The organism is Rhodopseudomonas sp. BR0G17 (assembly GCF_010907025.1).
In the GTDB taxonomy this organism is placed as follows: Bacteria; Pseudomonadota; Alphaproteobacteria; order Rhizobiales; family Xanthobacteraceae; genus Rhodopseudomonas; species Rhodopseudomonas palustris_H.
Window position 1 is genome coordinate 1 of the sequence record NZ_QUML01000219.1, and the last position, 398, is coordinate 398.

Here is a 398-nt window from a genome sequence, read left to right on the forward strand (position 1 = left end):
CTCGACAGTGTGGATCTAAAAAAATCCGAACCTGCAGTCATCGAAATCCGCAAGGCTGCAACGGAACTGAAGGAGAAGATCGTTGAGAACAACAGAGTTCTTCCGGTTCTAACCTTAAAGGACTCGCCTTCTATCGCTCTCGTGATTGTCGCGATCCTCCAGTTCTTGTGGCTTAACGACAAAGAGGTAAGAAGATTCTTAGACGGGATAATCGGGATCACAAATTGAAAAGCGTCTGAAGCAACGGGGCAAGCCAGATAGTATTGCGTGCCCGTGTAACCCGCCTCAAATTATCGGTCTGGATGAAGTGCCCAAATCCAACCTCACCAAAGATCAAATCATCCAGAGATTTTTCATTCAAGCAGTGCAGCAGCTCAACCATCGAGCGAACTTGAACC

2 protein-coding genes are annotated in these 398 nt (G+C 47.2%); one reads left to right on the forward strand and one right to left on the reverse strand.

Annotated features, from left to right (window positions below):
* Positions 1-228, forward strand: a 228-nt coding sequence (locus DY467_RS26400) for a hypothetical protein (RefSeq protein WP_205502864.1), incomplete at its 5' end; no start/stop codon positions are given.
* Here the strand turns inward: DY467_RS26400 and DY467_RS26405 are convergent.
* Positions 218-398, reverse strand: a 181-nt coding sequence (locus DY467_RS26405) for a hypothetical protein (protein WP_205502866.1), incomplete at its 5' end; no start/stop codon positions are given. The genes DY467_RS26400 and DY467_RS26405 overlap by 11 nt on opposite strands.